The 24,215-nt window shown below is 64.9% G+C and carries 25 protein-coding genes; 11 read left to right on the top strand and 14 right to left on the bottom strand.

What is annotated here, in order from left to right; genetic code table 11:
* Positions 1–28: 28 nt before the first annotated feature.
* On the top strand, positions 29–556 hold the full coding sequence (locus tag Q0L48_RS09935) for a hypothetical protein (RefSeq protein ID WP_296720393.1): 528 nt from the start codon (positions 29–31) through the stop codon (positions 554–556).
* Between the two features lie 136 nt (positions 557–692).
* Positions 693–1,115, top strand: coding sequence for a nucleoside-diphosphate kinase (ndk, locus tag Q0L48_RS09940; RefSeq protein ID WP_296720395.1), 423 nt, complete (start codon positions 693–695; stop codon positions 1,113–1,115).
* Positions 1,116–1,206: 91 nt separating this feature from the next.
* Here the strand turns inward: ndk and Q0L48_RS09945 are convergent, their stop codons facing one another.
* The 3 genes from Q0L48_RS09945 to purM are packed head-to-tail and all read right to left on the bottom strand — an operon-like array spanning position 1,207 to position 4,467.
* Positions 1,207–2,412 (bottom strand): sulfotransferase, encoded by a 1,206-nt coding sequence (locus tag Q0L48_RS09945; RefSeq protein ID WP_296720398.1) that lies wholly within the window; start codon positions 2,410–2,412, stop codon positions 1,207–1,209.
* The gene (purN, locus tag Q0L48_RS09950) at positions 2,412–3,377 is read right to left on the bottom strand and encodes a phosphoribosylglycinamide formyltransferase (RefSeq protein WP_296720400.1); all 966 of its coding nucleotides are present in this window, start codon (positions 3,375–3,377) and stop codon (positions 2,412–2,414) included. The genes Q0L48_RS09945 and purN overlap by 1 nt, the downstream gene beginning before the upstream one ends.
* The gene (gene purM / locus Q0L48_RS09955; protein WP_296720402.1) at positions 3,370–4,467 is read right to left on the bottom strand and encodes a phosphoribosylformylglycinamidine cyclo-ligase; all 1,098 of its coding nucleotides are present in this window, start codon (positions 4,465–4,467) and stop codon (positions 3,370–3,372) included. The genes purN and purM overlap by 8 nt, the downstream gene beginning before the upstream one ends.
* Before the next feature lie 70 nt (positions 4,468–4,537).
* On the opposite strand from purM, the gene Q0L48_RS09960 reads away from it, so the two are divergent.
* From Q0L48_RS09960 to Q0L48_RS09975, 4 genes are read left to right on the top strand one after another with little or no spacing between them, the layout of a single operon-like run.
* Entirely contained in the window at positions 4,538–5,842 is a 1,305-nt protein-coding gene (locus Q0L48_RS09960; protein WP_296720405.1) for a heavy-metal-associated domain-containing protein, read from the top strand.
* Between the two features lie 20 nt (positions 5,843–5,862).
* On the top strand, positions 5,863–6,522 hold the full coding sequence (locus tag Q0L48_RS09965; RefSeq protein ID WP_296720408.1) for an ATPase: 660 nt from the start codon (positions 5,863–5,865) through the stop codon (positions 6,520–6,522).
* Between the two features lie 49 nt (positions 6,523–6,571).
* Positions 6,572–7,303: a serine O-acetyltransferase EpsC gene (epsC, locus tag Q0L48_RS09970; RefSeq protein ID WP_296720410.1), complete on the top strand. Its 732-nt coding sequence runs from the start codon at positions 6,572–6,574 to the stop codon at positions 7,301–7,303.
* A 14-nt stretch (positions 7,304–7,317) separates the two neighbouring features.
* On the top strand, positions 7,318–7,665 hold the full coding sequence (locus Q0L48_RS09975; protein ID WP_296720412.1) for a DUF2794 domain-containing protein: 348 nt from the start codon (positions 7,318–7,320) through the stop codon (positions 7,663–7,665).
* A gap of 64 nt (positions 7,666–7,729) precedes the next feature.
* Here Q0L48_RS09975 and Q0L48_RS09980 read toward each other — a convergent pair whose 3' ends face one another.
* Together Q0L48_RS09980 and Q0L48_RS09985 are read right to left on the bottom strand one after the other, a co-directional pair.
* Positions 7,730–8,659 carry an SDR family NAD(P)-dependent oxidoreductase gene (locus Q0L48_RS09980; protein WP_296720417.1) on the bottom strand — a complete coding sequence of 310 codons (930 nt, stop codon included), beginning with the start codon at positions 8,657–8,659 and terminating at the stop codon, positions 7,730–7,732.
* Positions 8,660–8,797: 138 nt separating this feature from the next.
* On the bottom strand, positions 8,798–9,508 hold the full coding sequence (locus Q0L48_RS09985; RefSeq protein ID WP_296720418.1) for an HAD hydrolase-like protein: 711 nt from the start codon (positions 9,506–9,508) through the stop codon (positions 8,798–8,800).
* A gap of 92 nt (positions 9,509–9,600) precedes the next feature.
* On the opposite strand from Q0L48_RS09985, the gene glmU reads away from it, so the two are divergent.
* From glmU to Q0L48_RS10000, 3 genes are all read left to right on the top strand, one after another.
* The gene (gene glmU / locus Q0L48_RS09990) at positions 9,601–10,968 is read left to right on the top strand and encodes a bifunctional UDP-N-acetylglucosamine diphosphorylase/glucosamine-1-phosphate N-acetyltransferase GlmU (protein ID WP_296720420.1); all 1,368 of its coding nucleotides are present in this window, start codon (positions 9,601–9,603) and stop codon (positions 10,966–10,968) included.
* Positions 10,965–11,231 carry an HNH endonuclease gene (locus Q0L48_RS09995; protein WP_296720423.1) on the top strand — a complete coding sequence of 89 codons (267 nt, stop codon included), beginning with the start codon at positions 10,965–10,967 and terminating at the stop codon, positions 11,229–11,231. The genes glmU and Q0L48_RS09995 overlap by 4 nt, the downstream gene beginning before the upstream one ends.
* Before the next feature lie 70 nt (positions 11,232–11,301).
* On the top strand, positions 11,302–11,898 hold the full coding sequence (locus Q0L48_RS10000; RefSeq protein WP_296720425.1) for a heme-binding protein: 597 nt from the start codon (positions 11,302–11,304) through the stop codon (positions 11,896–11,898).
* Positions 11,899–11,901: 3 nt separating this feature from the next.
* Here the strand turns inward: Q0L48_RS10000 and Q0L48_RS10005 are convergent, their stop codons facing one another.
* From Q0L48_RS10005 to Q0L48_RS10040, 8 genes are all read right to left on the bottom strand, one after another.
* Positions 11,902–12,141, bottom strand: coding sequence for a DUF1153 domain-containing protein (locus Q0L48_RS10005; RefSeq protein ID WP_296720428.1), 240 nt, complete (start codon positions 12,139–12,141; stop codon positions 11,902–11,904).
* Positions 12,142–12,389: 248 nt separating this feature from the next.
* A complete protein-coding gene (locus Q0L48_RS10010) occupies positions 12,390–14,522 on the bottom strand; it encodes a prolyl oligopeptidase family serine peptidase (protein WP_296720430.1) in 2,133 nt (710 codons plus the stop codon).
* Between the two features lie 163 nt (positions 14,523–14,685).
* Positions 14,686–14,943: an ATP synthase F1 subunit epsilon gene (locus tag Q0L48_RS10015; protein WP_296720432.1), complete on the bottom strand. Its 258-nt coding sequence runs from the start codon at positions 14,941–14,943 to the stop codon at positions 14,686–14,688.
* A 138-nt stretch (positions 14,944–15,081) separates the two neighbouring features.
* Positions 15,082–16,539, bottom strand: a complete 1,458-nt coding sequence (gene atpD / locus Q0L48_RS10020) for a F0F1 ATP synthase subunit beta (RefSeq protein ID WP_296720434.1) — start codon at positions 16,537–16,539, stop codon at positions 15,082–15,084.
* Between the two features lie 48 nt (positions 16,540–16,587).
* Positions 16,588–17,019, bottom strand: a complete 432-nt coding sequence (locus Q0L48_RS10025; protein WP_296720437.1) for a hypothetical protein — start codon at positions 17,017–17,019, stop codon at positions 16,588–16,590.
* The gene (locus Q0L48_RS10030; protein ID WP_296720440.1) at positions 17,016–17,885 is read right to left on the bottom strand and encodes a F0F1 ATP synthase subunit gamma; all 870 of its coding nucleotides are present in this window, start codon (positions 17,883–17,885) and stop codon (positions 17,016–17,018) included. Before Q0L48_RS10030 ends, Q0L48_RS10025 begins: the two co-directional genes overlap by 4 nt.
* A 12-nt stretch (positions 17,886–17,897) precedes the next feature.
* Positions 17,898–19,427 carry a F0F1 ATP synthase subunit alpha gene (gene atpA, locus Q0L48_RS10035; RefSeq protein WP_296720442.1) on the bottom strand — a complete coding sequence of 510 codons (1,530 nt, stop codon included), beginning with the start codon at positions 19,425–19,427 and terminating at the stop codon, positions 17,898–17,900.
* Between the two features lie 41 nt (positions 19,428–19,468).
* Entirely contained in the window at positions 19,469–20,023 is a 555-nt protein-coding gene (locus Q0L48_RS10040; protein WP_296720444.1) for a F0F1 ATP synthase subunit delta, read from the bottom strand.
* A 208-nt stretch (positions 20,024–20,231) separates the two neighbouring features.
* On the opposite strand from Q0L48_RS10040, the gene Q0L48_RS10045 reads away from it, so the two are divergent.
* Entirely contained in the window at positions 20,232–21,059 is an 828-nt protein-coding gene (locus Q0L48_RS10045) for a TauD/TfdA family dioxygenase (protein WP_296720447.1), read from the top strand.
* 15 nt (positions 21,060–21,074) lie between these two features.
* On the opposite strand, the gene Q0L48_RS10050 is transcribed toward Q0L48_RS10045, so the two are convergent.
* Positions 21,075–22,640 (bottom strand): S1C family serine protease, encoded by a 1,566-nt coding sequence (locus Q0L48_RS10050; protein WP_296720448.1) that lies wholly within the window; start codon positions 22,638–22,640, stop codon positions 21,075–21,077.
* 92 nt (positions 22,641–22,732) lie between these two features.
* Between Q0L48_RS10050 and Q0L48_RS10055 the strand changes: the two genes are divergently transcribed.
* Positions 22,733–23,767 (top strand): bifunctional transcriptional activator/DNA repair enzyme AdaA, encoded by a 1,035-nt coding sequence (locus Q0L48_RS10055; protein WP_296720451.1) that lies wholly within the window; start codon positions 22,733–22,735, stop codon positions 23,765–23,767.
* Positions 23,768–24,215: the final 448 nt, after the last annotated feature.

Consider the following 24,215-nt stretch of genomic DNA (forward strand, 5'->3'; position numbering starts at 1 on the left):
GCTGGACCGGATTTGGGGGAACAGGAAGATGCGCAAACGGGCAATGGGTATGGCGAGGGCGATGGCTGGCGGCGCGATGCTGATGCTGATGCTGGCAGCCTGCGGTTCGGAAACTTCGGGCGAATTCACGACCGAGGATGGTGAGAACGCGGAATACACCATCGACAAGAACAGCGGCGAAACCTCCATGACGATCAAGGGCGAGGACGGCACCGCCACCTTGCGTTCCGGCGCTGATGTGCCGGTCGATCTGCCTGACGGCTTCAGCCTCTATCCCGGTGCCAAGGTCATCACCAACACCGTCGTCGACCAGCCCGATGGCAAGGGCACGATGGTGATGTTCGAAACCGATGCCGCCGCTGCCGACGTGATGGCCCATTTCCGCAAGGAGGCCGAGGACGCCGGGTTCAACATTCAGATCGACGCCAATATGAATGGCAGTCTGATGATCGGCGGGGAGCGCAAGGCTGACGGGTCGACATTGTCGGTTACGGCGACTCCGGGCGATGGCGATGCCACAACCGGCCAGTTGATTATCGGCAGCAAGACGGGCTGACCCGCGCTACGCCGCACTGACCGCTGTATTGCTTTGCGCGCGGGATCGCGCTTTGCGGCGCTTGCCATTTTGCAGCGCAGCATCTACGGGCGCGGCCAAGATTCCCCATAAAAAGACGTTCACAGGAGCTTACATCATGGCGGTTACCCGCACCTTTTCGATCATCAAGCCCGATGCCACCCGCCGCAACCTGACCGGCGCGGTCACCAAGATGCTGGAAGATGCCGGCCTGCGCGTCGTCGCCAGCAAGCGCATCCACATGACCCGCGAACAGGCCGAAGGCTTCTACGGCGTGCACCGCGAACGCCCGTTCTTCGGCGAACTGGTCGATTTCATGATGAGCGAGCCGGTGGTGGTGCAGGTGCTCGAAGGCGAAGACGCCGTGACGCGCAACCGCGACATCATGGGCGCGACCAATCCCGAAAACGCCGAGCCCGGCACGATCCGCAAGGAACTGGCGCTGTCGATCGGCGAGAACACCGTGCACGGTTCGGATTCGGAAGAAAACGCTGCGATCGAAATCGCGTTCTTCTTCAACGACGACGAAATCGTCGGCTGATTTTTCGGACCGGCTGATATGCAAAGGGCCGTCCCGCGAGGGGCGGCCTTTTTCGTTTACCCCACGGGTTTGGAAAATCTAAGCCAGTTCCTCAACCCGCCTGGGCAAAGCGGGCGAGTTGATCCGCGTGTGCATGGTGATGGCCGCCCTCGCTCGCTGCCATCAGCTTGCGCATCGCCGCCAATGCCTGCGATGTCAGGGTGAGGCCCAGATCGGCATAGCACCGCCGGATCGCGCCTTGCCAATCCGCGCTCAGATCATCGAAATGCAGCTGTGCCACTGGGCCCTGCCACCCCGCCAGCGCCTCAGTCATGCGCCCTTCGCGCAAGGCGATCTTGTGCCGCCAGCGGGCTTCGATCTGCGCCAGATCGCAGGTGTCGGACTGGATCGCCATCTGGTTCGCCGCGAGGGACACAGCGCTTTTCAGCACCGCATCGTGATCGCGGTGCGCCAGCACCAGCCGGGCATCGGGGAACTGCGCCAGCAGGCTGGGGATATCTTCGGCGAAGGCGGGCACCTTCATCACCCTCGGGCGGTCGGCCACACCGCGATGCGCGGCGTCGGTGCGCAGGATACGGGCGAATTCGCGGTAGATGGGCGCAGGATCGCGGGCTTCGCTCCAGGCCGAATAGCTCGGAATATGCCACTGCGATTCGTAGATCGAATGGTGCAACGCAGCCGATATCCACGCCAGCTCCTCCTCGACCGCGCCCGCCGCCATCGGGTGGATCGACTGCATCCACGGATTGAGCGCGCCTAGCATCGCCAGTTCCAGCGCGCCGACGATCCGGTTCATGCCGAAGCGACCCGGTACGGGGTGGTAGGCGTCGCAATAGCGGGTGTGCGAATGCGCCGGATCGGCGGCCAGCAGCTTGTGGATGCGGGTGGTGCCGCTGCGCATGTGACCGATGACGATGATCGGCGGGGCAAGCGGTGTGGCGATCAGTTCGGGCCGCTCCAGCCACAGCGCGCCGAAGGCGAGGCGGTTCTTCACCATGCGCGCCAACTGGCCCCACGCCATCGTCCGGCCCAGCGGATTGAGGTCGGCCTCGGTCTGGGCCGCTGCGATGATCCGCGTCAGCCGCTCGCGGAAATCGGCGACGTCCTCGGCGCTCCTGCCACCATGCTCTGCCGCCCCGGCCTGCGTGCCATAGGGCTTGGCAGCGAGCGCCCACAGCGCGTCCGGATCGAGATCGGGCGGGGGAAGCCAGCCCTTGGCCCACGCCCTGCCGAGGAAGTCATTGGCCCGCTGCGCCAGCGCCCCGCGCGCCAGCAGGTGATCGCGTATGGGTGCCATCAGAACGCGTCCGCGATGTCCAGCAAGCGCGTCAGCCGCTTGGGCGCGACGCTGCGCCAGCTGCGCTGGAGCCATCGCGCGATCTCGTCCCAGTCGACACCGGGACGGTTGAGGATGATCCCGACCCAGCCGCTCGCACCGTAATAGGCGGGCTTGAAATAGACCTCGGGCTGGCTTTCCACGAGGTTCAAAAGCTCATCCATCGATCCGGTGCGCGCCAGCAGCGCGATGTGCGGCGTGCCGTGGTGCTGATCAGCGAAATAGGCGAAGAACTTGCCCGATTTGTCCCCGCCGACGCGGAAGCCGGGGCTGCCGTGGCTTTCGCGCTCGTCCGCTTCGGGGAGTGCGAGGGCGAGCGCGCGCACCCGCTCCAGCAGCGCGGCCGGATCGCGCCAGCGCGAGACATACTCGGCCAGCGCGCGCGGGTAGAGCTGGTGTTCGGCAAAACGCACCCGCTCGGCGAGGGTGGAGGGCGTATCATCCGGCGCGATGGCAACCCGCGCCTGCGCCAGCACTTCGCCCGAATCGAGGTCCGGCGTGACGAGATGCACGCTTGCGCCTGCGTGACTGTCTCCGGCTTCGATGGCGCGGGCGAAGGTGTCGAGCCCCTTGTATTTGGGCAGGAGCGACGGGTGAATATTCATCATCCGGCCCTGCCAACGCTGAACGAACGCGTCCGACAATATGCGCATGTAACCGGCCAGCACGATATAGTCCGCGCCTGCGGCGATCACGGCGGCCTCCATCGCGGCGTCATGTGCCTCGCGGGTCATTCCCTTGTGCGCATGGGCGAAGGTCGGCACGCCTTCTAGCTCGGCGAGCCGCAGGCCGGGCGCTGCGGGATCATTGCTGCCCACCAGCACCACTTCATGAGCCGCATCCCCCATGCGGCTGGCATAGAGCAGCGCCGCCATATTGGTGCCCGCGCCGGAGATCAGGATGGCGATGCGGGCCTTTTCAGCCAAGGTGCGTCGCGCTCCAGTCGCTTTGGGCCGACCAGGTCTCCACGCTGCCGCGCACGGTGCAGCCCTTGTCGCCTGCCTCGATCCGGCCGACCGGGAACACGGTCTCACCCACCGCTTCGAGCCGTTCGGTCACGAGCGCCACCTTGTCCGCCGCCACGGCCAGCACCATGCCGGCCCCGCAGTTGAAGGTGCGCGCCATTTCCTCAGGCTCGATGTGCCCCTGCGCCTGCAGGAACGCCATCAGGCGCGGCTGCGGCCACAGGTCGGCATCGACCACCGCGTGCGCGCCATCGGGCAGGATGCGCGGCATATTCTCCAGAAGCCCGCCCCCGGTGATGTGCGCCAGCGCATTGATCTGGCCTTCGCGGATCAGCGGCAGCAGGCTGGCTACATAAATCCGCGTCGGTGCGATCAGCGCGTCGATCAGCAATTGCTCCTGATCGAACAGGGCGGGGCGGTTCAGTTTCCAGCCCTTGTCCGCCGCCAAGCGCCGCACCAGCGAATAGCCGTTGGAATGCACGCCCGAAGACGCGAGGCCCAGCAGCACGTCACCGGGCCCAACCCTGTCGCCGGTCAACTGCTCGCCGCGCTCGACCGCGCCGACGCAGAAGCCCGCGAGATCATAGTCGCCTGCGGCATACATCCCTGGCATTTCCGCGGTTTCGCCCCCGATCAGCGCGCAGCCTGCCATCTTGCAGCCTTCCGCGATCCCGGCGATCACGCGCTCGGCAACGCCGTTCTCCAGCTTTCCGGTGGCGAAATAATCGAGGAAGAACAACGGTTCGGCGCCCTGCACGATCAGATCGTTCACGCACATCGCGACCAGATCGATCCCGACGGTGTCGTGCCGGTCATGCTCGATCGCGAGCTTCAGTTTGGTGCCGACCCCGTCATTGGCGGCGACCAGTAGCGGATCGCTATAACCCGCTGCCTTGGGGTCGAAGAATCCGCCGAATCCCCCCAGCTCGCTGGTCGCACCGGGACGCGCCGTGGCCTTGGCCAGCGGGGCGATGGCCTTCACCAGCGCATTGCCCGCTTCGATCGAAACACCTGCCTCGGCATAGGTGTAAGGGGAGTTTGTACCGCTCATGCATGGGTCATTACCCTTTCGCGCTTGGAATTCCACTCGGCATTGGGCAAAAGGCACGCGATTTTCCCCGATGAGCCCATCTCTCTCCCTGCCCGGCCATGGCGCCGCCCCCCGCGACGCCGGTGTTCGCCCGCTGATCCGTCAGTTGGGCGGGGTTGCGCTGGCACTTGCGCTGCTGGGTGGCGGCTACGCGTTGGTGGCGCAGGTGGCGGGCGAGCGCGGGATCGCCCCCACCGCCGCCAGCGCCGATATCGAAGTGCGCGGCATCAGTGTCGATGTCACCGCCGATTCTGCCGAGGAAGCGCGCAGCAAGGGCTGGCGCGAGGCGCAGCGCAAGGCGTGGGAGAAGATCAAGGGCCCGACAATTTCCGACAGCCAGCTCGATGGGCTGGTTTCGGCCGTGGTGATCGAGCGCGAGCGGCTGGGGCCGAAGCGGTATATCGCAACGCTCGGCGTGGTGTTCGATCGTCAGCGCGCAAGCGGTTATCTCGGCGGCGCGCAGCAGGCGGTGCGATCGGCGCCGATGCTGCTGATCCCGGTCGAGGTCAGCGGCGGCACCTACACCGCTTTCGAACGGCGCAACGCATGGCAGCGCGCCTGGGCCGAGTTCAATCCCGGTTCCAGCCGCATCGACTATGTCCGGCCGAGCGGGGCGGGGGGCGATTCGCTGCTGATCAATTTCGGCCAGACCGGACGGCATAGCCGCGCGTGGTGGCGCAGCACGCTCGACCAATACGGCGCTGCCGATACGCTGATGGCGTTCGCCCGGCTCGACTACCAATTTCCCGGCGGGCCGGTGAACGGTACTTTCACCGCGCGGTACGGCCCCGACAGCCACTTGCTCGAAACCTTTACGCTGGAGGCCACCGGTCCCGACGAGGTGCCCGCGATGCTTGGCCGTGCGGTGGACCGGATGGACACGATCTTCACCGGCGCATTGGCGAGCGGCAAGCTCAGGCCCGATCCGACCTTGCGGCTGGGAGGTTCGGGCGATGTCGATCCGGCAATCCAGCGCCTGATCGACATCGGCCGCGCCGCACGCGAGCGGGCGGCAGCCGGAGCGGCAGCGGCAGCGGCGGGCAATGCCCCGCAGATCGAGGCGCAGCCAACTACCGGCACGGAGCCGGGCGAGGCGGCCGTGCGCGCTATCGTGGTCCAGTTCGCGACCCCCGATGCAGCAGCGTTCGACGGCGCACTCGGTGCAGTGCGCGGCTCGGCAGGCGTGCGCGGGGTGGGTGTGACGAGCACCGCCATCGGCGGCACTTCGGTGATGAGCGTCAGCTATGCCGGAACGCTGGAAGAACTCGCCGCGGCGCTCGAATCGCGCGGGTTTACGGTGCGGCGGGGGGCGAACGCGCTCGCCATCAGCCGCTGACCGGCGGGAAGCACGCGCGCATGAGCCGCAATCCCCCCTCCCAGATCGCGCTGCCGCTGGCGGCGCGCAAGCAGGCAGAAGCGCAGCGCATCGTCATCGGCAACGCCAATGCGCAGGTGATCGAGGCGTTGCAGGACCCCTCGCGCTGGCCGTTTCATGTCGCTGTGCTCACCGGCCCGCTGCGATCCGGCAAGACGCTGCTGGCGCGCTGGGCGCAGAGCCTTGCCGGAGCCGAGCGGCTGGCGGTGATCGACAATGCGCAAGCCGCCAACGAGACCGAACTGTTTCACCAGTGGAATTCGGTGCAGCAGGGTGGATCGCGCGAAGGGGCGGCGCTGCTGCTGGTCGCCAATGTCGATGAGGACGGCACGGGCTGGCGCATTGCGCTGCCCGATCTTGCCTCGCGTATCGGCGGGTCGCTGCAACTGGAGATCGGCGCGCCCGATGATGCCATGACGGGCGAGTTGATCCTTGCCCATGCCGAGCAGCGCGGCCTGACCTTGCCCGATGGTGCGACCGAATATCTCGTGCCGCGCACGACCCGCAGCTTTGCCGGAATCGAGGCGCTGGTGGCGACAATCGACCGCATCAGCCTTGAACGTCAGAGCCCTGCCACCATGTCGGTATGGCGCGCTGCGCTCGAGGCTCTGCACGGCCCGGAGCAGCAACGCTTGTTCTAGCTCCTCGCCGCGAGTTGCATCGCAAGGCGTTTGGTGGGATTGAGACAACATGTTCGATCGGCTGATCAGCTATCTGGACTCGGTCCGCGCCCGCGACCCGGCGCCGCGTTCGCGCTGGGAGATATTGCTTTACCCCGGCGTGCTGGCCTTGGGGTTCCACCGCATCGCCCACTGGCTGTTCTATGCGCGGCTGTATTTGCTCGCCCGGTTCGTGAACCACCTGTCGCGGTTGCTGACCGCGATCGACATTCATCCCGGGGCGACCATCGGCCGCAACCTGTTCATCGATCACGGTTTTACGGTGATCGGCGAGACTGCCGAGATCGGCAATGATGTCACGATCTATCAATGCGTGACGCTGGGCGGCACCAATCCCACCAACGGCAAGGGCGGCAAGCGCCACCCGACGCTGGAGGACAATGTCATAATCGGTTCGGGCGCGCAGATCATCGGCCCGATTGTTGTCGGCGAACGTGCGCGTGTGGGCGCCAATGCAGTGGTGACCGACGATGTGCCTGCAGGCGCGACGATGGTGGGGCTGAAGGCACGGTCCACGCTGGTACCCGCCGAACAATGGCTGCGCGAATTCATCCCCTACGGCACGCCCTGCGATGATCCGCCTTGCGATGACGAGGGCCGTCCGCGCCGCGATTGCGTGGAAAAGCTCGAATCCGAACTGGCGAGCCTCAAGGCAGAGATGGCGGAGATGAAGGCGCTTCTGGCCGATCGCGGTGCACCGATGCCGGATGAAGCGCCTTTGAAAAGCGGAACCGAAGATTGAAGAATAGCGGGCAGATGACCGGCCTCGCCGGGCAGGTGGTGAGCTTTCCGGGGCGCGGCGCGCAGCAGGTCGGGTTCGAACGGGCCGAGTTGATGCGCATTCTCGATCTTTATGGCCGGATGGTCGCCGCCGGGGAATGGCGCGACTATGCGATGGATTTCGACAAGCACGCCGCCACCTTCGCCGCCTTTCGCCGTGCAGCCGAGCGCCCGCAGGCGCGGGTGGAAAAGCGCCCGGCGTTAAGGTCCAAACAGGGGATGTGGACGCTGTTCGGCGAACACGGGCAGGTTCTGAAGCGTGGGCACGATCTGGCGAACGTGCTTGCGCCGATGGAACGCCGGCTGCTGAAGGCGGTCGATTAGGCCCGGCAAAGCAAAGGCCCGCCCCCTTGCAGGGACGGGCCTGATTGCATCGGCGGAAATCGGCTTACCCGCGGGCGCTGCCCGGTCCGGTGCCGGTGACCTTCTGCATCGCTTTGAGGATATTGCCCGATTGCTCGCTGCCCGATTGCGGGGTGATGAGGTTGGTGAAGGAATTGATCTCTTCCCAATGCGCGGCGAAGCCTTCGACGGTGCGCTCGCCTTCGGGCAGCCACACGGCGTCGTTCATCACCGTCCACGAGGAATGGAAACCGCCCGCACCCGCGCCGACGATGGCGTTGGTGGGCGAATCCTCGCTGACGAGGAACAGCGCGGCTGGCACCACGTTTTCCGGCGCGAACAGCTTGAATGCTTCTTCGGGGAACAGGTCTTCGGTCATGCGGGTGCCCGCGACCGGCGACAGCGTGTTGACGCGGATATTGTACTTCGCGCCTTCAAGTTGCAGCGTCTTGGTCAGACCGGCGAGGCCCAGCTTGGCCGCGCCGTAGTTTGCCTGACCGAAATTGCCGAACAGGCCGGTGGAGGACGCGGTCATCAGCACGCGGCCATAGCCCTGTTCGCGGAAGGTTTCCCAGCACGCCTTGGTGGCGAAGGCGCTGCCGGTGAGGTGAACCTTGACCACGAATTCGAAATCGGCCGGGTCCATCTTGATGAAGGTCTTGTCGCGCAGCACGCCCGCGTTGTTGATGAGGACATGGACGCCGCCCCACTTCTGCTTGGCATCCGCGACCATCTTTTCCATCTGGTCGTATTCGGTGACCGAACCGCCATTGGCGACCGCTTCGCCGCCTGCGCGTTCGATTTCCTCGACCACCTGGGCTGCCGCGTCGGAAGTGCCGGTGCCGTCACGCGATCCGCCAAGGTCGTTGACCACGACCTTCGCGCCGCGCTTGGCGAGTTCCAATGCATAGGCCTTGCCCAAACCGCCGCCGGCGCCGGTAACGATAGCAACCTTGTCCTTGAAATCGATGCTCATGCGTGTCTCTCCTGTCTTGCGAGTGGGGCGCGGCGCTGTTCGCGCTTTACGCCCGCGTAAACCTGAATGGCGGGCGCTGCGTGGCACTTTCGCGCGTGCCTTGCAACAGCCGAACTGTCAGCGGCGGATGCCGTAAGGTCAGTCGGATTGTCCAAGCCGTTGGCCAAGCCGATGAAGCGCGGGGACAAGCTCTTCGAACGAATCGATTACCCCGTCTGCGCCCAGATCATGCGGGGCCGCGTCGCAATAGCCATAACCTGCCGCAAGCACCGGAACGCCCGCTGCTTTCGCGCTGCGCACGTCATAGGACGAATCGCCGACGAATGCCATTCGCCCGCCGCCGGAGGCTTCGCGCGCTGCCAGAACAGGGGCAGGGTGCGGCTTGGCGAGGAACTTGCCGTCCTCCCCTTTGCCCATGCTGTCTCCGCCGATCACTGCATCGAAAACATCGATCAGATCGACCTGGGTCAGCACGCTGCGGGCGAAGCTTTCGAACTTGTTGGTGACCACCGCCATGCGCACGCCCATGCTTGCAAGCTCGGCCAAAGCCTCGCGCACGCCCGGGTAAGGCGCGGTGTGGACGGCGTTGTGATCGGCGTAGTAGGCCAGCATTGCCTTGTAGAGCCGTCTGAATTCGTCCTCCGGCACGCCGCCTTGCGCATCCAGAGCGCGGGCCAGCATGACCTTCGCCCCGCCGCCGATCAGATCCTTGCTGCTCTCCACCGACACCTCGGCAAACCCGCCCAGCACGAGCGCGTGATTCACCGCCGCGCCCAGATCGCGGAAGGTATCGAGCAGGGTGCCATCGAGATCGAACCCGACCGCAGCAAAGGGGAAATCTGTCGTCACGCGTGCCTCCGGAATTTTGGGCGCGGTGAAGCAACGTTCTTCAAACCGCAAGCAATTGCTGGCAAGCGCGGCTTTCCCTAAGGACAAGCGCAATGACTGACACCTCTCATCCCTTCGCCGCCATCATCCTTGCCGCTGGCAAGGGCACTCGCATGAAAAGCGATACGCACAAGGTCCTGCACAAGATTGCAGGCCGCGCGATGCTGGAGCATCTGATGGCGTCTCTGGCCGAACTCGGGCCGACGCGGCTGGCGGTGGTGGTCGGCGCGGGCCGCGAGCAGATTGAGGCGGCGGTCGGCACCCGCGCCGCCACCTGCCTGCAGGAACCGCAGCTCGGCACCGGCCATGCGGTGCAGCAGGCCGAAGACGTACTTGAAGGCTTCGCCGGCGATGTGCTGGTGCTTTATGGTGACGTGCCGTTCGTGCAGCCGCAAACCATGCGCGCCATGCTGGAACGGCTTCATGCTCCCGATGCGCCCGCCGCGGTGGTGCTGGGGTTCGTGCCCGAAAACCCGCTCGCCTATGGCCGGGTGATCGCGAATGACGATGGCCGGATCCGCAAGATGGTCGAATACAAGGACGCAGACGAAAGCGAGCGCGCCGCACGGCTGTGCAATTCCGGGCTGGTGGCGGCGCGCGCCGGAGACCTGTTCGGGCTGCTGGCGCGGGTCGGCAACGACAATGCGCAGGGCGAATATTACCTCCCCGATATCGTCAACATCGCCATCGCCGACGGGCGCACCTGCGCGGTGATCGTCGCCGAAACGCCGGATGAGGTGGCGGGGATCAACTCCCGCGCCGAACTCGCCGGGGCCGAAGCCCGCTGGCAGGCCGCGCGGCGCATCCGGGCAATGGACGAAGGCGCGACCCTGATCGCGCCCGACACGGCATTCTTCAGCTGGGATACGGTGCTGGGGCGCGACGTCACGATCGAACCCAACGTATTCTTCGGCCCGGGCGTTGAGATCGCGGATAATGTGCTGATCCGCGCCAACAGTCATATCGAAGGCGCGAAGCTGGCGAGCGGGGTCAAGGTCGGCCCGTTTGCCCGTCTGCGCCCCGGCACGGTGCTGGAGGAAGGCAGCTTCGTCGGCAATTTCGTTGAGGTGAAGAACGCGGTGCTGGGCGAGGGCGCGAAGGCGAGCCACCTGACCTATCTCGGCGATGCCACCATCGGCGCGGGCGCGAATATCGGCGCGGGCACGATCACCTGCAATTACGACGGGTATTTCAAGCACAGGACCGTGATCGGCGAGCGGGCCTTCATCGGCTCGAACTCCGCGCTGGTCGCGCCGGTCAGCATCGGCGCGGATGCGATTGTTGCGGCGGGATCGACCGTTAGCCGCGACGTGGCAGAGGGCGAACTGAGGATGGTGCGCGCCGAACAGCTGGTGAAGCCGGGCTGGGCCGACCGCTTCCACGACGCGATGAAGAAGAAGAAAGCGGCGGAGAAGAAGTGAGCGATCCCCTCACCTGCTGGCTGTGCGACCGCCCGCTCGGCGATATCGTGCAGTGGCATCACCCGGTGCCCAAGGCGAAGAAGGGCAAGATCAAGGTGCCGGTCCACCCGATCTGCCACAAAACGATCCACGCCAACTTCACCAACAACGAACTCGCCCGCATCGGTGATGACGCCAGCGTGATCCGCGATAACCCGGCTATCGCCAAATTCGTCTCATGGGTCGCCAACAAGCCCGCCGATTTCGACGCGCCGACGCGCTGAAGCGTCGGGCGCGGGGAACCTTTGATTGCGCCATCGGCTGATACAGCGAGACTGAATCAGGAGATACGCCATGAAAGCCGGACGATGGATTGCCGCAGGGATCGGCCTTGTAGCCGTAGGAGCCGCCGCCGTGTACGCCCAGAAACGCAACACCGAAGAACCCGACTTCGCGCTCATCCGGGCCGAGGGTGACTTCGAACTGCGCGATTACCCCGCGCTGGTGGTGGCCGAAGTCACGTCATCGGGCGATCGCCAGCGTGCCAGCGGGCCAAGCTTCCGCAGGCTTGCCGCCTATATCTTCGCGCAGGATCGGCCCGAAGGCGGTGAGAGCATTGCGATGACCGCGCCTGTCATCCAGCAGGAAACCGGGGCCGGACGCTGGCAAATGCGCTTCGTCATGCCTTCCAAATACACGCTCGACACGCTCCCCCCTGCGCCTGCCGATATTACCCTGACGCAAGTGCCCGCAAGGCGGATGGCGGCAGTGCGGTTTTCCGGCAATGGCGGCGCGGCCGATCTTGCCGCGCGCGAGGCGCAATTGCGCAAATGGCTCGCCGGGCAGGACATTGCGCCGTCAGGAGATGCGGAGTTCGCCTTCTACGATGCGCCGATGGTGCCCGGTCCGCTGCGCCGCAACGAAGTGCTGATCCCGATCGGCCCAGCGTAACCCTCAGGCGTTTTCCATCCGCGCCGCATCGCCGCCCGAGGCGACGTAATCGCGCTCCCACTGCTCGAACTCGCTGCGGCTGAGCAAGTAGCGTTGGCGCGCTTCGTGAAAGCTGATCGCCTGTTCCCGCACGGCGCGCACGACATCGTCCTTGCGCGCTTTCGACCAGTGGACGCGGTGGTTGCGTGGCAGGCCATAGCGCTTGATCGCTTCGCCTATCGAAATATCCCTCGGGTACGCCATTCGTCAGCTCCTTGTGTGCTCGTGCCGGTATCGCCCCCGATGGACCGATTGTTGACGGGCAGACTTAACGAGTCGCTGCGGAACAGGGTTAAGCGGGCGTTGATGAAACGCCCCGTGCCGCGTGTGCGACGAGCCGAGGCCAAGTGTCGGAATGCTTTACAAGTGGCACTCAAGCCGCGCCGGTCATTAATGCAAAAAGGGCGGCCCCATGCCGGAGCCGCCCCTCGATTGCATCGGGTTGGCGAAGCCTATTCGCCGCCGCCGCCAGCCTGCGGCGCGTCCATCAACCGCTGCATCAGATAGACGAATTGCAGCGCCTGCAGCTTGGCGCGCTGTTCGTTGTCGACCCCGCCCGAATGGCCGCCGGTGGTATCCTCGAAGTAGTAATAGGGCTGGCCCAGTTCCTTCAGCTTCGCCGCGCCCTTGCGCGCGTGGGCGGGATGCGTGCGGTCATCGGCGGTCGATGCCCACAGGAACGGGGCGGGGTAATCCACGCCCGCCTCGATCTTCTGATAGGGCGAATAGCCTTCGATCCAGGCGCGCTGTTCGGGGATGCGCGGATCGCCATATTCGCCGATCCACGAAGCCCCGCGCCCGATCAAGTGATAACGCAGCATGTCGAACAGCGGGATCTGCACGATCGCTGCGCCGAACAGGTCGGGCCGCTGCGTGAAGGCGGTGCCGACCAGCAGCCCGCCTTGCGAGCCGCCCTGGATGCCGAGATGCTCGGGCGAGGTGAAGCCGCGCTGGACCAGATCCTCGCCCACCGCGATGAAATCATCCCAGGTGCGCTGCTTGTTCTCGCGGATCGCGGTCTGGTGCCAGTTCGGGCCGAACTCGCCGCCGCCGCGCAGGTTGGCGAGCACATAGGCACCGCCCTTTTCCACCCACAGCTTACCGGTGCTGCCGAGATAGGCGGGCAGGCGCGCAACCTGAAACCCGCCATAGCCGGTCAGCAAGGTGGCGGTATCGCCGTCCAGCGCCATGCCCTTGGGCTTGACGATGAAGTAGGGGATTTTCGTCCCGTCCTTGCTGGTCGCCTCGTGCTGTTCGACCTCCATGCCCTCGGGCGCGAAATAGGCCGGGCTGGTCTTCAGCACTGCGGGCGGCGCGGAGCCATCGGTGTAATAGAGCGTGGTCGGATTGAGGAAGTCGCTGACCGTGTACATGATCTGGTCAGTCTCGTTCGACGAAGCCGCGATGCCGAGCGTTGCGTTGTCCGGCAGCGCCACTTCGCGGCTGACCCATGCGCCGTCCTGAAAGTTGAACTCCAGCACCTTGCCGATCACATTGTCGAGCAGCGTGACATACAGGGAATTGGCCGTGACCGTGCCGCCCTGCTTGGTCTGGCGATCGCCCGGCGCCCAAACCAGCGTCTTTACCGCGCCGTTGGGGTCGGCCTTCCATTCCTCCAGATCCATCGCGATCAGGCTGTCGGCGGGGAAGGTCTGGCCGTCCACCGTCCAGTCGACATCGGTCGACATCAGCAGGTGCCCATCGACGATTCCGTAGGGGCTGGCCTTCTTGGGAATGTCGAGCTGCAACCATTCGCCGTCCTTCTCGACGAAATATTCGCTTTCATGGAAGCTGATGCCGCGCCGGGCCATCCGGGCGTGGATCACCGCGTCATTGTCGCGCAGCAGATAGGCTCCGGCGGAGACGTCGGTTGGCTCGCCGCGAAAGATTTCGGGTGCGTCGGCGATATCGGTGCCGCGCTTCCAGACGCGGCTGGTGAACGGATATTCGCTTTCCGTCACCGTTCCTTCACCGAAACTGCGCCCGACCAGCAGCGTGTCGGCGTCGATCCATTGCACGCCGCCCTGGCTCTTGGCATCGAGCACGAAGCCGCCTTCGACGAACTGCTTGGTCGCGGTATCGAATTCACGCATGATGGTGGCGTCCTCGCCGCCGTCAGACAGCGCGACCATGCACTTGTTGAGCGCCGGCGGCAGGCAGGTCGAGCCCTGATAGACCCACTCCTTGCCTTCGGCTGCGGCGAGCGCATCGACATCCAGAATGATCTCCCATTCGGGCTTGTCGGTGCGGTAGCTTTCCAGCGTGGTCCGGCGCAGCAGGCCCTTGGGGTTCGCCTTGTCCTGCCAGAAATTATACAGCCCGTCGGGGCGGAAGCTGACGAAGGGGATGCGGTCTTCGCTGTCGAAGATCGCCAGCGCCTCGGCCTTCAACTGCTCGTAGCGCGGATCGGCTTCGAACGCGGCAAGGGTGCGGGTGTTTTCGTTACCGACCCAGTCGAGCGCTTCCTTGGAACGCGCTTCCTCAAGCCAGATATAGGGGTCCTGCTCGGGGCCGGGGATGCCGTCCACCGGGGCTTCGGCGGGGTTTCCTTGCGCGTCTGCGCCAGTGGTGGAAGCAATGGTCATGGCCAGAGCCAGAGCAAGGGTTGAGACAAGTTTCAAGCGTCCTCTCCTCAGGGGATTGATGGGCGGTGTTGTGCCGAGGGAAGGGTGCAAAGGGAAGGGGATACAAACAAAAAGGGCAGGCACTTGGCCCGCCCTCGATGGTCGTTCGTCGATTGGTGAGGGATTACCCCTCGACGTGTTCGGCCAGCACGGTGAGGCCCTTTTCATTGACCTCGGCAAAGCCGCCGCGCACCTGAATGATCTCGGGCGCAGCGTTCGCGCTGACGAATACCTGCACTGCACCGTCGCGGATCGTCGACATGAAGGGCGCATGGCCTTCCAGCACGCCGAATTCGCCTTCGGTACCGGGGACGACCACCATGTGGACGTCTTCCGACCGGACAAGCTTGGCAGGGGTGACGAGTTCGAAGTGGAGGGGCATTGTCTCTTCCTAACCCCCCTCCCGCTTGCGGGAGGGGCTGGGGGTGGGAATGGGCCGGCAGAGGCCCACCCCGCTGCGACTAGGCCGCTATCGCAGCCAAGTCTCGCTCCCCTCCCGCAAGCGGGAGGGGGAAGCGGATTAAGCCTCTTCGGCCAGCTTCTTGGCCTTTTCGACCGCCTGTTCAATCCCGCCGACCATGTAGAAGGCGCTTTCGGGCAGGTGGTCATATTCGCCGTCGACCACCGCCTTGAAGCTCTTCACCGTGTCTTCGAGCTGCACGAACACGCCCGGAATGTTGGTGAACACTTCGGCGACGTGGAACGGCTGCGAAAGGAACTTCTGCAGCTTGCGTGCGCGGGCCACGATCAGCTTGTCCTCTTCCGACAGCTCATCCATCCCGAGAATGGCGATGATGTCCTGCAGGCTCTTGTACTTCTGCAGGGTTTCCTGAACGCGGCGGGCGGTTTCGTAATGCTCGGCACCGACAACGCGGGGTTCGAGCACGCGGCTGGTCGAATCCAACGGATCGACCGCCGGGTAGATGCCGAGTTCCGAAATCGCACGGCTCAGCGTGGTGGTCGCATCCAAGTGAGCGAACGAGGCAGCAGGCGCAGGGTCGGTCAAATCGTCCGCGGGAACGTAGATCGCCTGCACCGAGGTGATCGAACCCTTGTTGGTCGAGGTGATGCGTTCCTGCAGCTTGCCCATGTCGGTCGCCAGCGTCGGCTGGTAACCCACCGCCGAAGGAATGCGGCCGAGCAGCGCCGACACTTCCGAACCCGCCTGCGTGAAGCGGAAGATGTTGTCGACGAAGAACAATACGTCCTGGCCTTCGACGTCACGGAAATATTCCGCCATCGTCAGACCCGACAGCGCCACGCGGGCACGTGCGCCCGGAGGCTCGTTCATCTGGCCGAACACCAGCGCCACCTTGGAGCCTTCGCTGGTCGCATTGCCATCGGCGTCCTTGGCGATAACGCCCGCGTCGAGGAATTCGTGGTAGAGATCGTTGCCTTCGCGGGTGCGTTCACCCACGCCTGCGAACACCGACACGCCGCCGTGGCCCTTGGCGATGTTGTTGATGAGTTCCTGGATCAGCACGGTCTTGCCCACGCCAGCGCCGCCGAACAGGCCGATCTTGCCGCCGCGCGCATAGGGCGCGAGCAGGTCGATCACCTTGATGCCGGTGACGAGGATCGCCGCGTCGGTCGACTGGTCGATGAACAGCGGGGCTTCGGCGTGGATCGGCATGGTGCTGTCCGCGCCGATGGGGCCGCGTTCGTCGATCGCTTCGCCGATCACGTTCATGATCCGGCCCAGAACCTTGGGTCCGACCGGCACAGAAATCTGCGCGCCGGTGTTGACCACCTCGGTGCCGCGCACGAGGCCTTCGGTCGCGTCCATCGCGATGGTGCGGACGGTGTTTTCGCCAAGGTGCTGGGCGACTTCGAGCACCAGCGTCTTGCCGTTGTTCTTGGTTTCCAGCGCGGTCAGGATCGCGGGCAGTTCACCGGGGAACTGCACGTCGACGACAGCGCCGATGACTTGGCTGATGGTGCCATTGGTGGTCTGGTTCAAAGCGGGGGCGGTGGCCATTGTTGTTTCCTGTAGGCTTGCGCGGCGGGTGTTGAATTGCCGTGCCGATTATTCGGTGGGAAGGGTATCGATCGCAACGTCGGCGGCGGGCTGATCCGCCAGAGCATTTGCCCGCTCCAGCGATTCGCAGAAGCGCGGCTCTTGCTCGACCGTCCAGCCTTCTCCCAGCTGTTCGATGGTCAGGCTGCGCTCCGTGCCTTCGGGGTCGGTTTCGAAGGCGAATTCGCAAGCGAAAGACGCACCGAGATTTTGCGCCAGACAGGTCGACGTCCGGATGGTGTTGCGCAAGGTGGGGCAGGCTTCCTCGAGCGCCAGCTGAACCGTCGCCATATCGGGCGCGTCGGAACTGTCACCCACGATGTCGCCGCCCGAGACGTCGGCTTCGACCGCGTCGGGCGCCAGATCGGCAGTGTCTTCCCCGCTCGGATTTCCGCAAGCGGCGAGGGTTGCAACGAGGGTGAGGGCGATGAGCTTTTTCATAGCGCTTCTGCTCCTGCGATGATTTCGATCAATTCGGTCGTGATCGCGGCCTGACGGCTGCGGTTGTACTGGATGGTCAGCTTCTGGATCAGATCGCCCGCGTTGCGCGTGGCGTTGTCCATCGCGGTCATCGATGCGCCCTGTTCTGATGCTTCGCGTTCGAGCAGCGCGCCGAACAGCTGCGTGCGCACGTAACGCGGCAGCAGTTCTTCGAGGATTTCCTCCTCGCCAGGCTCGTAGTCGACCACAGCGCCGGTATCTTCCGCGGCGGCAGGTGCGGGAACCGGGATCAGCTGATTGATGGTCGGATCCTGCGCCAGCGCCGATTTGAAGGTCGGGTAGATCAGGTGCGCGACATCGAATTCGCCCGAGCCGAACATGCCGATCAGTTCATCGGCAATCGCTTCGGCTTCGTTGAAGCCCGGGGTCTTGACCGTGCTGGTGTCGTATCCGGCGCCGATCAGGTTGGGGTATTCGCGCTTCAGCGGCGCGCGGCCTTTTTTGCCGACCAGGTAGAATTCGACCGTCTTGCCAGCCGCCATCAATTCCTTGGCCTTGATCTTGGCAGCCTTGACGAGGTTCGAGTTCAGACCGCCGCACAGCCCCTTGTCGGTGTTGACCACCACGAGGAGGTGGCGCTGATCCGCGCCGGTCCCGGCCAGCAGCTTGGGCGCGCTGTCGCCCGACACCTTGCCCGCGAGGCTCGCCATCACCGCGGCAAGCCGCGTGGCATAGGGCCGGCCAGCCTCAGCCGCAGCCTGCGCACGGCGCAGCTTGGCCGCCGCGACCATCTGCTTGGCCTTGGTGATCTTCTGGGTCGATTTGACCGAGTTGATCCGACCTTTGAGTTCCTTGAGTGAGGGCACTGGGCGGTGTCCTTACGCGAACTGCTTGGCGAAAGCTTGCAGTGCGGCCTTAGCCTTGTCCGCTACTTCGCCTTCGAACTTCTTGCTGGTGCGGATTTCGGTCAGCACATCGCCATGTTCGCGCCGCATGAATTCGAGCATCTGCGCCTCGTATTCGCCGACGCGGTTCACCGGGATCGCATCGAGATAGCCGTTGGTCCCGGCGTAGATCGACAGGGTCTGTTCCTCGAACGGCATCGGGCTGAACTGCTTCTGCTTGAGCAGTTCGGTCAGGCGCGCGCCGCGGTTCAGCAGCTTCTGGGTCGAGGCGTCGAGGTCGGAACCGAACTGTGCGAACGCCGCCATTTCGCGGTACTGCGCAAGATCGAGCTTCATCGAGCCCGAAACCTTCTTCATCGCCTTGGTCTGAGCGGCACCGCCCACACGCGACACCGAAAGGCCGACGTTGATCGCAGGGCGGATGCCCTGGAAGAACAGGCCGGTTTCAAGGAAGATCTGCCCGTCGGTGATCGAGATCACGTTGGTCGGGATGTAGGCCGACACGTCGCCCGCCTGCGTTTCGATGATCGGCAGCGCGGTGAGCGAACCGTGGCCGTTTTCTTCGTTCATCTTGGCCGCACGCTCGAGCAGGCGGCTGTGGAGGTAGAACACATCGCCCGGATAGGCTTCACGGCCCGGAGGACGACGCAGCAACAGCGACATCTGGCGGTAAGCCACGGCCTGCTTCGACAAATCGTCATACACGATCACGGCGTGCATGCCGTTGTCGCGGAAGAATTCTCCCATCGCGCAGCCGGTGTAGGGCGCGAGGTATTGCAGCGGGGCAGGCTCCGAAGCGGTGGCGGCGATGACGATGGAATATTCCATCGCGCCGTTTTCTTCGAGCTGCTTGACGATCTGCGCCACGGTCGAGCGCTTCTGGCCGACGGCGACATAGACGCAATACAGCTTCTTCGATTCGTCGTCGCCCGCATTGGCTTCCTTCTGGTTGATGAAGGTGTCGATCGCGACGGCGGTCTTGCCGGTCTGACGGTCACCGATGATCAGCTCGCGCTGACCGCGGCCCACGGGCACCAGCGCGTCAATCGCCTTGAGGCCGGTCTGGACGGGTTCCGACACGGATTCGCGCGGGATGATGCCCGGTGCCTTCACTTCGACGCGGCGACGCTCGGTCGTGTCGATCGGGCCCTTGCCGTCGATCGGGTTGCCCAGCGCATCGACCACGCGGCCCAGCAGGCCCTTGCCGACCGGCACGTCGACGATGGTGCCGGTGCGCTTGACCACATCACCTTCCTTGATCTCGGCGTCCGAGCCGAAGATCACGACGCCGACATTGTCGGCTTCGAGGTTCAGGGCCATGCCCTGCACGCCGTTCGAAAATTCGACCATCTCGCCGGCCTGCACCTGATCGAGACCGTGGATGCGGGCGATCCCGTCACCCACCGAAAGAACGGAGCCGGTTTCGCTGACTTCGGCCTCGGTGCCGAAATTGGCGATCTGGTCCTTGATGACCTTTGAGATTTCTGCGGCGCGGATTTGCATCGGTAGTGTCCTTTAAGCCTTCATGGGCGTGTTTGTGCGGCTTACGCCTTCATGCTTTGGGCAAGCGAGTTGAGACGGGTGCGGATCGAGGCATCGATGCGCTGCGATCCGATGGTGACGACAAGACCGCCGAGCAGGTCTGGATCGACCGAGGCGGTGAGCATGACGGTGCGGCCCTGCCGCGCGGTCAGTTTATGCTTCAAGGTGGCGAGCTGATCGTCGGACAGCGGGTGCGCGCTGGTGACGGTGGCGTTGACTTCGCCGCGCTGGGCGGCGGCAATCGCCTTGAACGCCGAGATAATGCCGGGCAGCTTGCCCAACCGCCGGTTGGCGGCGAGCACGCCGAGGAAATTGGTGGTCAGCGCTGACAGCTTCAGCTTTTTCGCCACCGCTGCCATTGCCGCACCCTGCGCATCGCGCGACAGTTCCGGATTGGTGGTCAGCGCGGCCAGATCGGCCGATTCGGCCAGCGCGGCACTGATCGTTTCGAGATCGCTCTCGACAGGGGTGACCTTGCCGTTCTCGCTGGCGAGATCGAACAGGGCCGAGGCGTAGCGTCCAGCCAGGCTGGCCTTGATACCGGCGGAAATATCCACGCGTGTTCTGTCCTCTTGCGAGCTTCGAAGGATAATTGCTTGGGCTTCGGGCGGGGGGCGAGCGCAATGGCTGCCTGCCGAGGCTGGCGCGCGCCTAGCAATTGATTCCCGAAGGTGCAAGCCGGTGGGCGGGATTCTCTGGACAGGAAAGCGGCAGCGCGACAGATTGCGCAGGCAAGAGGCGCTGAACGCCCGAGGGAGAGGATCGATGGAAATGAAGCCTATGGCCCCGCGCTGCGGGGTCGAATTCGCGGGCGTTTCGCTGAAGGATTGCAGCGATGCCGATATGGCGGCGATCAAGCAGGCGATCTACGAACACGGCGTGGCGGTGCTGCGCGATCAGGACTTCGCGCCCGAGGATCACATTGGCTTTGCCAAGCGCTGGGGCGGGATCGACCTCAATAACTACTTCCCGCTCGATCCGCGCTGGCCGGAAATCGCGCTGGTGGCCAAGGCGCCCGACCAGACCACCAATATCGGCGGGGCGTGGCATACCGATCATTCCTATGACCCGGTGCCTGCGATGGGATCGATCCTGGTTGCCCGCGTGCTGCCGCCTGCCGGGGGCGACACCCTGTTCGCGCATATGGGCGCAGCCTATGACGACCTTTCGGACGAGGTGAAGGCCGCGATCGAGGGGCTGGAGGCGTTCCACACCGCAGATCACATCTACAAGGCCGATGGCCTATATGCGCAGACCGATCAGGGCAAGGCGTTGCGCGGGCAGGACATCCGCACCGGCGCGGTGCATCCGGTGGTGATCCGGCATCCGCAGACCGGGCGGCGGCTGCTTTATGTCAATGGCGGCTTCACGATCAATTTCGTCGGCCAGACCCGCGAGGAAAGCCTGCCGCTGCTGTCGCAACTGCTCGCCGCTGCGGTGCGGGACGATAACCAGTGCCGCGTGGTGTGGGAGCCGGGCACGGTCGCGATCTGGGATAACCGGACGACGTGGCACAACGCGCTCAATGACTATCACGGTCACGCGCGCGAGATGCACCGGATTACGCTGAGCGGGGAGGCACTGGCGGCCTAGCTATCCTCAGGCGGACTATCCGCCGGTTTCTGCCTTCGCCGCGCAATCATAAATCAGCCGTTCGTTGGGACGATCCGGCAGCAGCGCGACCAGCGCGGATTGCTGCTCGCCCAACGTACGCGCCGCCTCGCTGACGCTGCAGGCGGGCGGGGTGTACTGGCTGCGCGCCGCAAGCACCCTGTCCATTGCGCCCTTGCCCAGCAGATAACGATCGGTGCGGAATGTGCGGGTGTCGGGATCGTAGGTGTTGATCGCGACCGCCGCTTCGTCCTCCAGCACCAGTACCCGGCTCCATGCACCGCCTGCCGAAAGGCCGTATTGGGTGCGGCCATTGACGCAGCCGTCCGCGTTCCATTCCAGCTCGACATCGTCGGTGCGGGCTGCGGTTACGCGGCTGCGGTCGGGCTGGAACGAACAGATCAGCGTTCCATCCGCGGCGAGCGAGGGCTGAGCCGCGCCGGCGGCGCCGCCCGTATCGCCTTCCGCTTCGGCGAGCGCGGCGGCGACCCGGTCCTCGATCTCGGACAAGCCGGGGCGGGTCAGCCACAGCAGTACGCCTGCGATCACGGCCGCGCCTGCGACACCTGCGGCGATTCCGGCATGCTTCACCCGTGCCGGATCACGCCGCCACTGCACCGCAACCGCCCCGCTGCCCGCTGCCACCAGCAGCGCGATCAGCGCCAGCGCCATCGCGTTCTCGCGCGCTTCGAGCACTTCCATCTGCGCCCTCAGCCGCGCCGTCTCGCGCACCTCGCGCAGCCGGGTCGTGCGCTCCGCCAGCCGGTCGCGCGCCTGCGATTGCGCGGCCATCATTCGCTGGCGTTCGTCGGCGTTCAATTCCTCGATCGACCGGCAAGGCAGGGCGTTGGTCACCGGCTCCACCCCGTTGTCGCGCAGGAACGGCAGCAATTCGCGCAAGGAAACCGCGAAGTAGAACTCCGCATCGCCGCTGTCCGAATCCGCGCCGAAGGAATTGACCCCCAACACCCGTCCGCAGCCGTCGAGCAGCGGCCCGCCCGAATTGCCGCGCGCGATCGGCGCGGTGTGGAGCAGCGTATCGAACTGGCGGCTGGGCCGCTCGCCCGACAGGAACCCGCGCGATTTGACCGGCGGCTGGGCGCGGAAGATGTCGTTCATCTCCAGCCCCTGTGCCAGATCGACATTCATGGGGTATCCCACCGCCGAAACGTCGCCCAGATCGCGGCTCACCCCGCCCGCCAGCGTCAGCGGCGGCAACCGCAAGGAGCCTTCGGCAATCTCGATCAGCGCCAGATCGTTGCGCGGGGATACTGCCACCACGCGGGCAAAGCTGCCGCCTTCGCCCTCGCTCGGAACGACCCCGATTCTCAATGTATCATCCTGTAATGCCTCACGAATGACGTGGGCATTGGTGACGATCCGGGTGGGCGTGACAGCAAAGCCGCTGCCGTGGGAGATTGCTGTGAATTCGCCTTCACGCGACCCGACCAGCACCACGCGCACCACGCCGCGCGCCGCCGCGTCGATATCGCCGGGGTCGGCGAGTGCCGGGGCAGCCAACAGGGTCAGGAGCAGGGCGAGGGCAAGACGCAGGCGGTTCATGGCGCGGCTTATAACGGCTTTTTCGGCGGGCGCGACATTGAACGCAATTGTCGGGGGTGCGGCGGGCCATGCTCTGTGGCACAGTGTTTCACGTGAAACATTTAGCGAACATCACCGACGACGATCGCTGGCGAATCGTTCTCGCCAAGGACCGGCGGTTCGACGGCGTATTCGTGACGGGCGTGCATTCGACCGGGATATATTGCCGCCCGTCCTGCCCGGCGCGCGTGCCCTTGCGCAGGAATGTGCGGTTTTATTCATCCTCGAAAGGGGCTGAAGATGCTGGCCTGAGGGCTTGCAAACGCTGCTCTCCCGATGCGCAGAGCGCCGAGGAGGCCTGCGTGCTGGCCGCCATCGCCGCGATCCGGGCACAAGGCGCGATGACGCTGGCGGCGCTGAGCGAATTGACCGGCTATGCGCCTGCGCATTTCCAGCGCCTGTTCAAACGAAGCGTCGGGATGTCGCCCGCCGCCTTTGCACGCGCTTGCCGCGAAGAACGGGTGCGGGAGGCTTTGAGCGCGGGGCAGAGCGTGACGGAAGCGCTCGAAGATGCGGGATATTCGGGCCAGAAACAATTCTACGCAGAAACGAAAGGCAGGCTGGGCATGGCGCCGAGTGACTGGAGCAAGGGCGGCGCGGGCAAGCGGGTGCATTGGGCGGTTTTGCCGACCACGCTCGGCCCGATGCTGGTGGCGGCGACCGACAAGGGCGTGTGCTGTCTGGCGTTCGGCGAGGGCGAGGCTGAATTGCGGATACGGTTCCCGCGCGCCGAACTGATCCCGGCGGGTGAGGATTTCCGCGCGTTGTTTGCGGCTGTCGTGGCGGCGGTTGAACAGCCGGGGCCGGGCAGCGCCGCGATCCCGCTCGACGTGAAAGGCACCGCCTTCCAGCAGCGCGTCTGGGAGGAACTACGCCGCATCCCGCATGGCGAAACGCGCAGCTACGGCGCGCTGGCAGCTTTGCTCGGCAACTCCAAAGCCAGCCGCGCGGTCGGCGGGGCGAACGGGGCGAACCATGTCGCGGTGCTGATCCCCTGCCACCGCGTGATCGCCAGCGACGGCACTCTGGGCGGCTATGCCTATGGGCTGGAGATCAAGGCGGAGTTGCTGCGGCGGGAGGGGGTCTGAGGGTCATTCGGCCTGGGCCTTTGCGGAGCTTGTTTTGGCGTAATGCTGAATAGCAGCCGTTCGGCCTGCGAACCTGTTGCTTACGTCATTGAAATGTGGCATTTTTCATTCGATGACGCGAAGGAAGTGGAGGCAGATCGGAATAGGGATTGCGCTTGTAGCCGCCTTTCCTCTCGTCGCACCCGTCGCCTGCACAACTCCTGACCGCGCCGTCCAGACACTTCTGGCGCAAGGCTACACCGAGGTTCGCACCACGGGTTATGCCTATTTCGATTGTGGTCAGGGCGATCTTTTCGCGACTGCTTTCGAAGCCACCAGCCCCTCGGGCCAGCGCGTCGAAGGAGCCGTTTGCTCCGGCCTCTTGAAAGGCAACACGGTTCGTCTCGACTGAGAGCGTAAATGGTGCGGCAACAGCCCAAGAGCGGTCACGGCGAGATCCGCTGCCAAC

Origin of the sequence: Erythrobacter sp., assembly GCF_024305245.1 — a bacterium.
Classification (GTDB): domain Bacteria; phylum Pseudomonadota; class Alphaproteobacteria; order Sphingomonadales; family Sphingomonadaceae; genus Erythrobacter.